Origin of the sequence: Urechidicola vernalis (assembly GCF_031846385.1) — a bacterium.
Lineage (GTDB): Bacteria > Bacteroidota > Bacteroidia > Flavobacteriales > Flavobacteriaceae > Urechidicola > Urechidicola vernalis.
Map to the genome: position 1 here is coordinate 161,349 of NZ_JAVRHV010000004.1, position 15,352 is coordinate 176,700.

General features: G+C 35.1%; 14 protein-coding genes. 2 read left to right on the plus strand and 12 right to left on the minus strand.

Annotation, left to right across the window (positions count from 1 at the left end; genetic code table 11):
* Positions 1-73 precede the first annotated feature (73 nt).
* Genes RM519_RS09350 through RM519_RS09375 form a run of 6 tightly spaced genes read right to left on the minus strand, consistent with a single transcriptional unit; the run spans position 74 to position 6,484 of the window.
* Positions 74-1,393, minus strand: a complete 1,320-nt coding sequence (locus RM519_RS09350; RefSeq protein WP_311593465.1) for a BatD family protein — start codon at positions 1,391-1,393, stop codon at positions 74-76.
* Positions 1,387-3,111, minus strand: a complete 1,725-nt coding sequence (locus RM519_RS09355) for a VWA domain-containing protein (RefSeq protein WP_311593466.1) — start codon at positions 3,109-3,111, stop codon at positions 1,387-1,389. The genes RM519_RS09350 and RM519_RS09355 overlap by 7 nt, the downstream gene beginning before the upstream one ends.
* The gene (locus RM519_RS09360) at positions 3,098-4,099 is read right to left on the minus strand and encodes a VWA domain-containing protein (protein ID WP_311593468.1); all 1,002 of its coding nucleotides are present in this window, start codon (positions 4,097-4,099) and stop codon (positions 3,098-3,100) included. Before RM519_RS09360 ends, RM519_RS09355 begins: the two co-directional genes overlap by 14 nt.
* Positions 4,092-4,568, minus strand: coding sequence for a DUF4381 domain-containing protein (locus RM519_RS09365; RefSeq protein ID WP_311593469.1), 477 nt, complete (start codon positions 4,566-4,568; stop codon positions 4,092-4,094). The genes RM519_RS09360 and RM519_RS09365 overlap by 8 nt, the downstream gene beginning before the upstream one ends.
* Entirely contained in the window at positions 4,565-5,497 is a 933-nt protein-coding gene (locus tag RM519_RS09370) for a DUF58 domain-containing protein (RefSeq protein ID WP_311593470.1), read from the minus strand. Before RM519_RS09370 ends, RM519_RS09365 begins: the two co-directional genes overlap by 4 nt.
* 15 nt (positions 5,498-5,512) lie before the next feature.
* Positions 5,513-6,484 (minus strand): AAA family ATPase, encoded by a 972-nt coding sequence (locus RM519_RS09375; RefSeq protein ID WP_311593471.1) that lies wholly within the window; start codon positions 6,482-6,484, stop codon positions 5,513-5,515.
* A gap of 236 nt (positions 6,485-6,720) precedes the next feature.
* On the opposite strand from RM519_RS09375, the gene RM519_RS09380 reads away from it, so the two are divergent.
* Together RM519_RS09380 and RM519_RS09385 are read left to right on the plus strand one after the other, a co-directional pair.
* Positions 6,721-7,491 carry an outer membrane beta-barrel protein gene (locus RM519_RS09380; protein WP_311593473.1) on the plus strand — a complete coding sequence of 257 codons (771 nt, stop codon included), beginning with the start codon at positions 6,721-6,723 and terminating at the stop codon, positions 7,489-7,491.
* Positions 7,472-8,521 (plus strand): hypothetical protein, encoded by a 1,050-nt coding sequence (locus RM519_RS09385; RefSeq protein WP_311593474.1) that lies wholly within the window; start codon positions 7,472-7,474, stop codon positions 8,519-8,521. The genes RM519_RS09380 and RM519_RS09385 overlap by 20 nt, the downstream gene beginning before the upstream one ends.
* Before the next feature lie 12 nt (positions 8,522-8,533).
* Here RM519_RS09385 and RM519_RS09390 read toward each other — a convergent pair whose 3' ends face one another.
* From RM519_RS09390 to RM519_RS09415, 6 genes are all read right to left on the minus strand, one after another.
* Complete coding sequence (locus RM519_RS09390) at positions 8,534-9,187, minus strand: hypothetical protein (RefSeq protein WP_311593475.1); 654 nt, start codon at positions 9,185-9,187, stop codon at positions 8,534-8,536.
* 3 nt (positions 9,188-9,190) lie between these two features.
* Entirely contained in the window at positions 9,191-9,412 is a 222-nt protein-coding gene (locus RM519_RS09395; protein WP_311593476.1) for a hypothetical protein, read from the minus strand.
* A 108-nt stretch (positions 9,413-9,520) separates the two neighbouring features.
* Positions 9,521-10,501, minus strand: a complete 981-nt coding sequence (locus RM519_RS09400) for a HupE/UreJ family protein (protein WP_311593477.1) — start codon at positions 10,499-10,501, stop codon at positions 9,521-9,523.
* Positions 10,491-11,318, minus strand: a complete 828-nt coding sequence (locus RM519_RS09405) for a peptidyl-prolyl cis-trans isomerase (RefSeq protein ID WP_311593478.1) — start codon at positions 11,316-11,318, stop codon at positions 10,491-10,493. Before RM519_RS09405 ends, RM519_RS09400 begins: the two co-directional genes overlap by 11 nt.
* Before the next feature lie 77 nt (positions 11,319-11,395).
* Complete coding sequence (locus tag RM519_RS09410; RefSeq protein WP_311593479.1) at positions 11,396-13,333, minus strand: DUF3604 domain-containing protein; 1,938 nt, start codon at positions 13,331-13,333, stop codon at positions 11,396-11,398.
* A 59-nt stretch (positions 13,334-13,392) separates the two neighbouring features.
* A complete protein-coding gene (locus RM519_RS09415; RefSeq protein WP_311593480.1) occupies positions 13,393-15,303 on the minus strand; it encodes a DUF3604 domain-containing protein in 1,911 nt (636 codons plus the stop codon).
* Positions 15,304-15,352 lie beyond the last annotated feature (49 nt).

Consider the following 15,352-nt stretch of genomic DNA (forward strand, 5'->3'; position numbering starts at 1 on the left):
TTTTCTAACTCAAAAATAATGAAAATTAAATGGAACTACAATTTGTGGATTTTAATTTATAGTTATAGAAAAGTTATGGATTGATCCAGTTGGGTTGTATTACTTTTTCGTTCGTAGAACTTTTGTCTAAAACCTGCTTTCTTATTTGCCTCCAAAGTGTTTTATTTAAGTTTAGACTGACAGTAGTAATTCCAACCTTATCAATTTCTGAAGTCAAATTTGAACTTTGTATATGCCCTCTTAAATTCGATGTTGTAGAATTTTCTAGAGGTAGTTCATCAATCCATCTATATAGTTTTGGTAAAATTTCTTTTGCTGACTTTGATGGAATTGACTTTATGAATACATCGAAATAATACTTTTCAGATTGTAAATAGTCCGCTTTTCTTTTGTTGTGAATCTTGAGTGAAACTTTGATTAGTTTTATTAAAACGTACACTAAAATAATTCCAATGAGCAGATACAAAGAGAATTGTTTCAATGATAATCCCAAAACAGTAATAGCGCTCTGCTCTTCTGATTCTGCGGTGGATTTATCCTTTTCTAATTGCTCTTTTACCGAAGCCAACATGCCTAAATCTGGATTTGCTTGCACGTTTATAACAACTTCTGGTAGCGTTTTTTTATAAAGTTTCTTTTTATACGGATTGTACCAAGTCAATTCCTTTTTTGGAATTATAATTTCACCTTCTTTTTCAAATAGATATCGAACACCTTCAGTTCGAGTTGCGCTGATAGCTGTTTTTGTTTTATTATTTGCTACTTCAGACCGGGTTGGATACAAACTCACGTTTGCGATGGTATCCCATTTTACTGGCGGAATCAATTCTGAAACCGTATTTGAGGCATTTCTATAAATGGAGCGCTCCAATACATCTCCTACCTTTACGTTTTTTAAATCTCCTTTCCAATTTTCAGTTGCTGACATCCATGTTGTGACCAACCAACTATCTGCATCAAAATTTGGAGGGATTGATTTTACGTTAATCGTTCTTGGATTTGTTCTAACGATATGTTTTACTCCTTTATATCCTCCAGGGTCTGGAGTTTCAACTTCAATTTCTAACGATGGAAATTCGATCGGTTCATTTTCATGAGGAAATACGTTGAAATACAACTGAACACCAGCATAAGTTTTTCCATTTACTTGTTTAGAAGTACTTAAAGATCTGAAATAAACTGTAAAGGCACCATTTACTTTTATATTCCCAGGGTTTACCCCTTTTGTAAACCAAGTAGAAGTAAAAACCGAAACAGTTACTTGAACGGGTTCGCCAACATACACTGAGTTTTTACTTAATGAAACAGAACTAGATAAATGCCCTTGAGCAAAAGTGCCGATTCCAATTAAGAAGATTAATAACGCCGTATATTTTCTAAAACCTTTTACCATTGTTTTATGTTTTTAGTTTGTTTTAGATTTTTCTCTTTGGCTTGATGTTTAAATTTTCGCTTTAAGAAAAGAGAAGGATCATCATCTACTTTTCGCATCAATACTTTTTGTGAATTGTCTTGTTTTCCTGTTTCAAAATTATCCGGTACTTCGTCTAATTCCTTTCCTTTTCTAACATCTGTATTTACGGTTTCCTCTAAGCGTTCTTTTTCCATTTGCTCTTTGGTGGCTTCTTGTCCGCCGCCGCTCAAATCTTCAGGGCTTTTATTTTGCTCATTTTGCGCTTGCCCTTTTTCAGTGGCTTCTTCTGCATCTTCTGGATTTACCTCATTTTCACCCCCTGACAAATGTTGAGAAACCTGCATATTACTTTTTGCATTCTCCATATCAGGATCTAATTCAACGGCATTTCCAAAAGCAATTTCTGCAGCAGCATAATCGCCATTGGCAAAATAGGCAACACCTAAATTATAAGCACCCATAGCGGTGGTATCCTTACTAAACGCGGTAATGGCAGCGTCGTAATCATTCGCTTTATAGTACGCAACTCCTTTTTGGAGAGGGTCGTCAAAAGTGTCTCCCGCCAAGGCGTATTCTTCTTTGTCGATTAATTGCTGACCTTGATAGTCCTTCGTAAACCAAAAGTCTTTAAAAGAAGTATCTGAGGAACAAGAAGAAAATGTCATCATAAATACTAAGGAATAAAGTACCCATCCTTTTCTGAAAGAGAGAAAGACCATAAAAACAAAAGGAATGATCAATACCAATCCATGGTCTTCCCAGTCGTCTTCTTTTTCTTCGTCTTGTTCTTTAAATTCTATGTTGTCGGCAATTTTTTTCGCTAACAATTCCATATCAGAATTATCTAAAGTTAAAGCATGCACCGTAATGTTTTCAATGGCATCCAATCTATTTAGAATATCAGTATTTAAGGAGGAATGCACGTTTTTACCTTGCTCTTTCAGAAATCCGCGACCATTAAAATTAGGAACATCAGCCCCTGTTGTTGTATTAAAAGGTACAATTTCTATCTGTGTATTTCCGGTTGTAGCGAAATTTTGTAAAAGATTAAAGGTTTCTTCATCAAAGTCGTCAGAAAATAAAATCAGCGTTGCAGGCGCAGTAGTTACATTTATAATAGTGTCTGTTACCTCCAAGGCTGCTTGTAAATTGGAGCCTCTAAACGGCATTACATTAGGAGATAATGTACTGATATGAGATTTTATAATTCTGTAATCGTTGGTTAACGGAACAATGGTGTGTGCCGATCCAGCATAACCAACTAAGGAGATTCTCGCTCGTGGATTTGCATCTATTAAATCTGATATTTTAAATTTAGCGCGTTCCAATCTGTTGGGTTGAATGTCCGTAGCCAACATGCTTTGCGATAAGTCCAAGGCAATTACCACAGGAGTTTCTAATATTTTACCCGGAACTTCAACTTCTTTCCAAGTTGGACCTGCCAAACCTAGAATTGCCAAAGCCAAAGTGAGCATGGTGAAAAACTGCATCCATTTTTTAAGATGTTCACTCCCTTTTTGAATTACATATTTTCTAAGATGAGGAGCAATGGTACTTTTCCATTTAATACTATTTCTATTGGTGATTAAATTCAATATAAGAATGATGACAACTGGAATTAGAAGCCACAAAAATAGCGGTCTCAAAAAATGAAACTGACCCCAATCGATATGTGTAAATTCCTTAATTGAGTTCATCTTTTTTGAATTGTTTTCCAAATGCAAAGGCACTTGCTAAGAAGGAATGTATCAGCGCCAAGCCAATGGCTAACCCTAACGGGTAATGATATAAAAACGTCGTGGGTTTGTATGATTCCTCTTCGTATTCTATAGGTTCTAATTTGTCTAATTCTTCATAAATTTCATTCAATCTATCCGTATCTATAGCTCTGAAATATTGCGCATCGGTGAGTTCTGATATTTCTTCTAGTGTTTTTTCATCTAAATCGGAACCTGGAGCATTTGGATCTCCAATTCCGATAGTGTATACTTTAATGGAATCTTTTTTAGCCATATCCGCGGCGTCTAACGGAAGTATATCCGTACCGGCATCTACACCGTCAGAAAGTAAGAGCATTACTTTAGATTGAATGGTGTCTTGTTCAAATAAGTCAATTCCTTTTACAATTGCTTTTCCAATATTGGTCATTTGGCCTGCCATACCAACATCGGCTTCTTCTAATAATTGATCAACGGTTGCCAATTCTGATGTAAATGGTGCTTGTACATAAGCGCTTGATCCAAAGAAAATAAGACCCATTCGGTCACCTTCTCTTTTTTTGATAAAATCGTGCATTACATGTTTAACAGCTTCCCAGCGTCGTACACGCTTACCATCAATTTGCCAATCGGTTTGTGCCATGCTAAACGAGATGTCAGCAACGACTAAAAAACTGCGAGAGGTTTTTACTTTTAATTCTGGTTTACCTACAATTTGTGGTGATGACAAGGCCGCTAATAGTGAAACCCAAATCAATATTAAAAATAGCCAAGAAATAATATTTCGTCTTTTTATTTCAGCCGATTTTCGCGCTTTTTCACCTGTGTATTTTTGAGCCTTATCAAAATCTGGAAGCAATAATGAAGCGCTTTTAAGGCGTAATGGTGGTAATAACCAATACAGTAAAAATGGCAATGGAAAGAGCCAAAAAACAAACTTGTATGCTATTTCAAAATTTTCAGGCATGCGTTTTAATCCATTTTTTTGAAAAGGTTAAAAATTGTTTGGTTTGCGCTGAATCAGTATTGTTTTTATATAAGCACTCCATTAAAAAAGAATCTAGTTCCTCAAATTGTGTATGCTTTGTTTTGGACTGTAAAAATGATGTCCAATCCTTACCTGATAAATGCGCAACTGTACCTCGGCCATAGGACTGAATTGCTACTATTTTTAATTGGGTGGCAATTTGTTGATTGATATCTGATGAATCAGGAGCCAGCTTTTTTAATTTTTTCAAAGCGGTTCTTTTGTATTTGTTTTTACGATACAGTAGCATACCGCGAATTGCAATTACAAGAATTGAAATTATTAGAACCCATAACAAAACAGTCCATCCGACCGTTTCAAAAGAAAATTCAATCGGATCTGGTTCCATAATTGGTTTCAATTCTGGAGTTTCTTGCGTAAGTTTCGATATGGATTTTGTCAATATCATTTTTTGCTAGAAAGCATGTTTTTTAGTTGGTCATCTACCGGCTGAACAGTATCAAACTTTAAAACTGGAATGCGATGCTTTTTCATTTCATTCTCAAAATTTTGAAAATCTGTATCAAACCCTTCACTAAACTCTTGTTGAATACTTCGGTTCTTACCGTCAACATTTAATTGTTTTTTAGTATCTCCAATAACCATTTTAGTTTTAGGGATATCACGCTCCATTGGGTCGAATACCTTTGCTAAAATCACGTCGTTGTTTTGAGCCATCTGCGCTATGTTTTTTATGACATCCTTAGAGTATCTTCTAAAGTCACTAATCACCACAATTAGAAAATCATGCGTAACAATATTTCTAATTTTTTTGAATACAACAGAAGATGCTTCTGCGTGATTCACAGGTGTGGAATCTAACAACTCGTGATTACGTTGAACGATATGTTCAAAAAATCGAAGTATGTTTTTTCTATTTCTTTTAGGAGAAATAATGTCAATACCGTTATCTGCAAAAACGACACCGCCAACTCTGTCTCCTTCTTTTAAAATTCTAAAAGCAGTCAACGCGGCTAATTCGGCCGCAACTACAGATTTCATTTTATTTTGTGTACCAAAGAACATAGACTTAGATTGATCAACGACAATCAATGTTGGTTTTTCTTTTTCTTCACTATAAACTCTTGAGTGTGTTTTTTGAGTTCTTGCTGTCACCTTCCAATCAATATTTCTGATATCATCACCAGCCACATAGTTTCTTACTTCTTCAAAATCCAATCCTCGACCGCGTAATTTAGAAGCGTGTTTACCCCCTAAAACACTGCGTACTTTTTGCTTTTTCGCTAAAAAACTAAACCCTTGGGCGCTGTGTTCTTTCGACAATAAGTCTTGTAGTGATACAAAAATAGGATTGCTATTTTCAAGTGATCTTTTCATAAACAAATTATAGAATTAAGCAATTACCGCCACTTGTTTCAATAGTGCATCAATCACTTCATCGGCAGAAATTCCTTCGGCATTTGCTTCATAACTCAACATAATTCTATGGCGCAAACAATCATGTACAACTGCTCTAACATCATCTGGGCTCACAAAATCATTTCCGCTCATCCAAGCATGGGTTCTAGAGGCCCTATCAATGGCTATTGTAGCTCTAGGACTGCCTCCAAAATCTAACCAACTATCTAATTGCTCGTTGTATTTAGATGGATAACGTGTTGCAGAGATAATATCTACAATGTACTTCTCCATATTTTCTGAGATAGTCACGTTGTTAATTTCTTCTCGGGCATCAAAAATAATTTGAGGAGATAATTTTTCTTTTTTCTCCTTGTTCTTTTTAGATTGCATTTGCTCTCCACGATTCAATCGCATGATAGCTAATTCAGAAGCGTCATCTGGATAATCAATTGTAACGTGCATTAAGAATCGATCCATTTGCGCTTCCGGTAAAGGATAAGTTCCTTCTTGTTCTACTGGGTTTTGAGTTGCCATTACCATAAATAAAGGCTCCATTTTATAGGTCTTCCCAGCAACAGAAACTTGTCGTTCTTCCATGGCTTCTAGCAAAGCAGATTGTACCTTAGCAGGAGAACGATTGATCTCATCTGCTAAAATTAAATTGTTAAAAATAGGCCCTTGTTGAAAGATGAATTTATCTTCAGTTTCAGGTTGGTAAATTTCTGTTCCGGTAATATCGGATGGTAATAAATCTGGTGTAAATTGAATTCTACTTAGTCCGCAATCTAATTCTTTCGCCAAGGATTTGATGGCCCTTGTTTTGGCTAATCCTGGTAACCCCTCTAGCAATACATTTCCATTCGCTAAAAGAATTAATATTAATCTGCTTACTAATTTATCTTGTCCGATAATGGATTGAGACATACGCTCTTTGAGTGTATTTATTTGTTGAAGTGTATTCATTACAATTGTTTTAGTGCATTAAATATAGGTAAATTAATCTTACTTTTTTATAGTAAAATTTCCATTTCAAAGGTTAAATAGAAAACTCCCTTTTCAATCAGATAAATACCTAATTGTAATAATTAGGTAATTAACCTAGAAAACATTGATCGTTAAAATACTAATGACAAAGTTGTTTTATTAAAAGTTGATGAAATAAACTATATTAGCATTTATAACTACCTAAATTTAAAATTATGAAAAAGAAGGTATTACTCCTTTGTTTTGTATTGTTTGGTATTACAATGCACTCTCAAGTTCTTATCTCCTTGTTATTAGGGGATAAATTAAATTCTGACGGACTTGAGTTTGGATTAGAGGGTGGATTTAATTTTTCTTCGATAAGTGGTTTAGAGACCAAACAAATGACTTCGGATTTGAATCTTGGTTTCTACTTTGATATTAGGGTTAAGAATAATTGGTATTTAGATACTGGAGTTTTGGTAAAATCACAAATTGGAGTAGAAGATTTATCGACCAATGATTTGAATTTTATTGGGGCAACAATTCATGAAGATTTGGAAGGGCAATATGATCAAGTTGTTCGTGGATTTTTGGTTCCTGCACAAATGAAATATGAATTTGAAGATCATATTTATGTTGAAGGGGGATTGCAATTTGGGTTAGTAACTAAAGCTTATGTGGAATTTAATGGAATACAAGATGAGTTGGAGGTTCGAATTCAAGAAGACAATAGAGACGCAATGAATAGAATTGATGTTGGAGCCATTGCAGGATTTGGATATCAGTTAAAGAAGGGAGAAGGAATGACTATTGGGGCAAAATACTCCTATGGATTTGTGAATGCTTATAAAGAAAAAGATGGAACCAAGCACAATTCTATTTTTGTGAAAGTGAATATTCCAATAGGAAAAAATAAGGGAAAGGAAAAACGTGCAGAAAAGGAAAGATTGGAAAAAGAAGAAGAAAAGAACTTAAAAGAAAAGAATGAAAAAGATTCCATTTAAATTATTAGTATTTGGTTTATTGTTATTCTTTGCAACGTATTCGTCTGTTGCACAATATTCATCAATTGATGTTGGAAAAAAACACCAAGAATATAGAGATAGTATAAAGAACACGAAATATGATTATATCTTTCCTATATGGGGTCAGAAGGTCTATGAAAAAGGGTTCGATATTCCATTCCCTGCCGGTTTAATGGCCAATTTTGTTTGGATGGATCAGAATATTACTATTGATAACATGCAATTAGGGTTTAAAAGCGACAATTATGATGTCCCTTTAACTCCTGTTGATTTTATCGAGTTTGGAGAAAACTCGAATACGTCTTATGCTTATAACGTAAGACCTGATTTATGGGTATTGCCATTTTTTAATGTATATGGTTTGTTCGGTGGAGGTTCTTCAAATACAAAAGTGAATTTAGTAGCCCCCATTGAATTAGGTTCTGAAGTTGAACAGAATATTACTACAAAAGGGTTTGGAGTAATGTTTGCTGGAGGTGTTCGGAAAATGTGGTTTTCTGTAGATGCAAATTGGACTTGGAATAAACCGGAATTATTAGACGACCCTGTTCGAGTAAAAGTTTTAGGAGTGCGTGTTGGTAAAACGTTTAAGTTTAAAAACAGACCCCAAAGTAATTTTGCCTTTTGGATTGGAGGAATGCGTACTAAAATGGACGCTGAAACAAGAGGTCAAATTTCGCTAGGAGAGGCATTGCCAGGATTAGAAGATAGGGCAGACCAAATTGTTTCTGATTATAATGATTGGTACGCCGCCAATTATGATGATTTAAACTTTGCTCAGAAAAAAGTAGTAGACGAGGTCTTTGACCCAATAGTTGATGCTATTGATCAGGTGGATGGTACCAGTATTATTCGTTATGGAATGGATAAACAAGTACAACAACTTTGGAATGGTGTTGTTGGTGGACAGTATCAATTGAATAAAAGATGGCAATTTAGAGCAGAAGGTGGAATTATTGGAAATAGAAAATCATTCTTAGTATCTGCAAACTATAGGTTTTTATTGTAATCAATTCACTACTTATTTTCTTCCAATTAAATTAATAATATAGCATATTGCGAAAAAAGTAAAAGCAACTAAACTAATTGGAGGCATTCCTCCATGCCAATCTGATGGTTTCAACCATCCCTCATACCCCATAAAGAATATATGAGCCAACGAGAATAACAAGGCTACAAGCAAGAATTTTCTAGAGGTAATAAACCGCATGAATTTTGCATCTTCTTTCATAGTTGTTTTAAAGGATAAATTATACGCCCACAATACCACAAAAGCAAAAATACCACCTAACATACTTAATCCTGCAAACAACGTAAGGCTACCATCTTCTTCAAAAAATTTTCCGAAAATCTCAGGTTTAAAAATCATAAAACTCATAAGTACATGAACTAGTACATATAAGAAACCTGTCATTCCAAGTGTCTGCCGAGCGTTTAACCAACCTTCGCTAACATTTAGGCCTAAATTTTTTAAAGGCCCAATGGAAAAATTAAAGGTTAACATGATAAATGCAGCTAAAGAAATTGCTTTATTTAGAATGAAAAAAGGAAAGTCATTCCAAGGAACATTGCCAAAAACATGATAACGCGTAATTGCATAAAGCAATGAAAAAATACTTGTAGTTAGAATTATTTTTCCAGCGAAATTCTGTTCTTGAGGTAGCGAAGTTTTCATAAATTATCGAATTCGTAGTCGTTTTTCGAACTTAATTTTAATTACGGATAATCTTTTCATAATTGCCATTAATTTTTCATCTCTATTTTTTTTATATACTTCATTGATAGCAAGGATCATTCTCTTAGCTTCTCTTACCGCAATAATTCTTTCATTTCTAGATTTGAATTGGCTTTCATTTTTTTCAAATTCTAATGCTTGTGTAATTAATTCTAATGTACTCATATAGTTCTATTTGCAATTTTGTTCAATAAAAATATCAAAAAAAATGAACAAAAAAAAATATTGCTCTAAAAATAACAATTTATTAATGTACTATATGCGTATAAGAACCTAACCCCAAAAACCAACAACGCGCTCAATCAACCAAAAAGCAGCAACGCTTCCTATGGCATAAGGCGTAACTTGTTGGATCCAACTAGGCCAAGATTTTTTTAATCTTTTCATGAGAAAAATAAATCCAAGAACGGCTAGGATAAATAGTATTTGCCCTACTTCGACACCTACATTAAAGAATAAAAGCGCTAACGGAATTTCTGCCTGAGGAAGACCAATATCGGCTAAGGCGCCAGCAAATCCAAATCCATGTAGTAAGCCAAAAGTGAAGGCAACAACCCAAGGATATTTCATAGTTAATCCTGTTTCACCTTTATAATGTTTCGTTAACTCTACGGCTAGAAAAACGATACTTAAGGCAATTACTGCTTCAACAGGCGGTCCAGGCAATCCTACGACTCCCAATGCAGATAATGATAACGTAATACTATGCGCAATTGTAAACGCCGTCACTGTTTTTATCAGTTTTCTAAATCCAACAGTAATTAGTAATAATGCTAAAACAAAAAATAGATGGTCTATACCTATTAAAATATGTTCAACACCTAATACTAAGTAAGTTTTAACCACTTCATATTTTGAAGGTTCTTTAGGGATGGTATACCTCGGGTTAGAAGGTTTGATCATGACAGAATATTGATTGCCATTTTGCAGTCGAATTGTCAATAAAATATCAATCAAGGTTTTTTCTTGCCCATCAAATCGAATAAGTCCACCTTCTATAGGTTCTGTAATTTTAAAATCAAAAGTTCTTCTAAGATTACCGGACATTAAGTTCTGTTGCTCCCCTAATTTTTCCCAAGTTTCTGGAACTCTAGGATAAATTTTTGGAATAGCATCTCCCATCGCTGGTACTTTCCAAGTAACCTGATATATGGAATCGTTTACCTGAAGTACGCTAAAATAACCTGGTCTAACTTCATGTGCACTTACCGTCAAGCCAATGAATAGGAAAAGAAATAATAATCTAGTTTTCATCCATCAACTCTTTTGATTCCAAATCATAAACAACCTCATAATTTTCCAATAGGGAGTTTAATAATTGATTTTTGAATTTATTATTCGCTTCAAAGTTATAATCCAATACTACATTACGCTGTGTTTCTTTAAATGAATAATATCCTGCAGGTATTTTTTCATGGACTTTTACCAGGTGTACTCCAAAACCTGAATTAATTGGTCCTTGCCAAGTTCCAATTTTTAAGGTGTCTATTGTATTTGCAAATCGAGTTCCAAAATCGATGGCAATTTTAGTACCTGAAGTGTTCTCATATTTTTTTGGCAGAGAAAGCCCATCTGCTTTTTCAGGAATATTATTAGATGAAATTATTTTTTTAGCGTCCGCAGTTGCATCATCTCGTTTATCGGGACTAAAATAGAGTTGTTCTAGCGTGAAGATTGCAGGTTTTTTATAATCATCTTTGTTTTCTTCATAGTAATCTTTTAGCATTTTTTCGGTAGGTTGAAGGGTCTCAGCCAATTCATCCGAAATAAATTGCATTTTCTGAGCCAAACGTCTCTTTACAATTTCATCATTATGATCTAGATTCATTTTTAAAGCCTCTCTATAAAAAATCTCCTGCTCTAAATATTCACTTATCAATCCTTGTACTTCATTCAATGAAGGTTCTCGATTTCTCTTTTGGCCCCATTTAGCAACCAATTCATTTACTAAATCATTGTCTATTAGAATTTCTTCTTTGTCTTCAGAAGGATTGATAACATAAAACAAGGCAAATAATAAGGTGCCAATTAATAAAAAATGGAATAAAGGTTCTTTGATTAATTTCTTCATGAAAAGGGAGATTATAAGTCAAAATTATAGGGACAATTTACAAGAAATTATCCCTAGTATAAAAGTAGTTTATTTTTTTATTTAGGCGTATACCAAATTGGAGAAGTATAGGCTCTTTCTTGCGCCATCATTTCAACCGTGTCTGGCATATCCGTTGAGAATCGTTTAGCGTCAAATGCTTGCCATGTAGGAGTTGGAATTTCTAGAACACGTACATAGTAAAAGGCTCTTAGATTTGAATCAAAATCTGGATCTGTCCAAAGCGTTTCAAACTGAGTACTTCCTATTGAGTTTGTGTAACTTGCGTTTTCTATATTAACTGTGTTTCCTACAGGAGTCTTACATCTACCGTCTTCACCAATTTTTCTGCCATCCGATACAGCCAAATCATAAATTCGCTCTTGTCGTTTACCTTCGGAATCAATCCATCCTTTTATCATCTGTAGACGATCTAAGTTTGCCCCATCGACATCTTTAGATGTTTTGACTAAAAATATCGGTGCTTTTCCGTCAGGTGCATTTGAAATATCACCACCCATAGGAACTCCTTTACTGTAACCTTTTTCTATATAGTCTTTACTTGATAAGTCGTCATTTGTAAAATCCCATCCACCGAACATTCTAACAATGATTCTTGTTCCGGTGGTTGCGTAGGTTTCTTTGTTTTGCATGGCGTCATAAATACCTTCACGTGTGTTTTCTCGAGCCCAAACGGCCGCTAATCCTGCTCCAATAGTCTCATACGAATAACTTGATAAACTATCGTCACCACTTAAAGATCCAATCAAAACATGTTCCCATCTATCCGCTTCTGGTTCTAAATGTGAAGCTTTTCCGAAAAAATTTTCTTCTCTGGTGGTTGCAAGTGACGTATGTGCATCGGTACTTCCAATCATACCAAATTTATAAGGATTCGTTCCTAATTTTTCTTCAAGTTGTAATCCTATTTGTAATGCAGATCTGGCGTATTCCATTGGTAGCATCCAATCTTCTTTTGGATTCAGGCCAGCAATATCCGACTTATCCCAATTGCCGTAATTTGAAAACTCGTCGTTTGGAGACATAAAAGGATGTGCTTCACCATCTCCTTTTATTTGTGTTACTTCGTATAGTGGTTCAAGTCTTGCTCTTGTTTCGACGTAATTTTTGTCAATTGGCATGCCATTCAATCGTTTTTCTTCAGGAAACATGACACCATTAGATAAATTACCATTGTGTGCAATAGCTAGGATAGATCCCCCTGTATTTTTTTCGTATTCATCCATATAATTCCAAAGATCTTCTGGGTCAACTGAATCAAACGCACTAAATGGAAGAACTTTACTTGCTTTATCTGCATCATCTTTAAAAACCACAACTCTATGTAAATTGCCAGGCGTTTCTCTAGTTGCAATTGAAGTCCACTCAAATCCTATCATTGCCGTAAATACGCCTGGTTCATTGTATTGATCGGCAAAATTTAATTCTCTTTTCCAAGCAGTCTCCATCATTTCGGGGCTATCAATACTATCTGTATTCATAGCAACAGTTGCCACCCACTTTTGAAACGCATCATGGCCTTTTCCTTCTTTTACTAAATCGTGTAATGCCTTTCCAAATGGGTATTTCATTAATATTGGGTCTGATTCGGAAATCATTGGCGCCAAACCTAAGTTTTCTGCGTGATCTGAAATAACAAGAAAATCTAAAGGTCGAATTAGTTTAATAGGAAATCCGTGAGATGCTACTACTTCTTCTCCTTTAGCCACTCTGTAGGCTTCCTCTGGACCCAATCTATTACCAATCATTCCAGCATCTGTGGAATACGAAGTATGTAAATGCGTATCTCCCCAAAGCGGTTTGTCATAATTTTTTGGTAAAGGTTCTGCTTTGAATTCGCCCACATAAGGTGAATAATTTTCACCATTTATAGTTCGTGGTTCCTCAGAATGATGACCATCATCGCTATGTTTAGGTTCTGTTTTACATCCTAAAACTAGCAGAGAGCAGCAAATTAGTATAAGTAAATTTTTCATAAGATTAAAGGTTAAAGATTAAAAAAAGGGTAGCAATTAATATTGCTACCCTTCAAATTTTATTTAGGTGTGTACCATATTGGCGAACTGTAGGCTCGCTCAGTAGAGGTTAACTTAGCCTTATCGCTAAATTCTGCTCCATATTTTACTTTATCATATAAAGTCCAACGCGGTGTTGGAATTTCAATAACTCTAACATAATAGAAAGATTCTTGAGCAGCATTAAAATCGGGGTCAGTCCATACCGTGCTTAATTCAGCAGACCCAATACTGTTATCCCAAGTGGCGTTTTCAAGATTTACAGAATTTCCAACCGATGGTACTTTTCCATTGGCATCAACTTTTCTATCACCACTCCATGTAACATCGTATACTTTTTCGCCCATAGAACCATCAGCATTTACCCAACCTTTTACAACTTGAATTCTATCTAAACTTCCAGATTCTGGATCCATCATAGAATGAACCATAAACGAAGGGGCTTTGCTTGATGCATTTCCTAAATCACCTCCCATGGCAACTCCTTTATCGTATCCTGCTTGTACATAATTATCATTCATATCAGCATCAGAAAAATCCCATCCGCCGAAGAAACGTAGTTTAATTCTAGAACCCGTTGTTGCATACGTTTCTTTCTTCACCATGGCATCGTAAATATCTTCACGTGTATTTGACTTTGCCCAAACAGCAGCGTATCCAGAGGCTACTGTTTCGTAGGCTTTAATGATTGAATTATCTTTACTTGCAAATTTTTCTGGAACAACAGACGTGACAAAATCATGCTCTGCTCTTTCAGCATTAGGCTCTACATTCGAGGCTTTTCCAAAGAAATTATTTTCATCTGCAGTTGCTAAAGACGTATGGGAATCAGTGCTTCCAATAAAACCAAATTTAAACGGGTTTACGCCTAAATTACGTTGGTGCTTCAACCCTAACTTTAAGGCAGAACGTCCATATTCATATTGTAACATTTCATTTGTTTTAGGCTCACTCAAATCTAAGTTTCCTTTGTCCCAATTTTCATAGTCTGCAAATTCATCATTTGGTGATAAGAATGGATGTGCTTCCCCATCTCCTTTAATTTGCGTAATCTCATATAATGGCTCTCTAAGAATACGTTCTTTAGCATAAGAAGCACTCAACGGTTCACCACTAATAGTTGTTTCGGCGAACATCATTCCATTACTTAAGTTTCCGTTATGCGCGATAGCCAATACGTTACCTCCTTTTTCCGCTTCATATTTTGCCATATACTTCCATAAATCTTCTGGGTCAGTACTATCTCCAGCAGTATAAGGTAAAAAATCTCGTACTTTATCTCCATTATCTCTATAAACTACAACTCTGTGTAAATTATTACCTTTCATCAAAGAAGTCCATTCATATCCTAATAAAGCTGTAAATTTTCCTGGTTCATTGTATTTTTCACCAGCATCAACAACTTTAGACCAAAGAGGGGTCATTATTTCAGGATCATTGGTTGAGAAGGAAAAATTATCTTGGCTAAAATTTTGAATTATATCGAGAGCTAATTCTCCTGTTTTTCCTGCATCATACAACTTTTTCCACCTTGGTCCCTCTGGGGTTTTCATAAGCCATTCTACATTATCTTGTATAGCAGAAAAAAGACCCATACCATCTGTATGATCAGCAACTACCAAAAAGTCAAGTGGTCTAGATAATTTTGCTTTTTGCCCACTACTTGCCATCACTTCTTCACCACGAGCAAAACGGTAGGCTTCATCCATTCCAATGCGGTTACCAAATGCTCCGGCATCCATAGAAAGGTTTGTGTGTAGGTGGGTATCTCCCCAATAGACATCATTTAATGGATTTTGTTTTACTGCAACACCATTACTGGTAATAGAATTAGAAGTGTCAGATTTTTCAGGTTTGTTAGTAGTGTCTTTACATCCCACAAAGGATAGTAGTATTGCACAAAGTACACTAAAGGAAAATAGATTTTTCATGATAGTTTTATTAGGTTCAATTTTTTTAGTGTATCAAATATACGAAAAG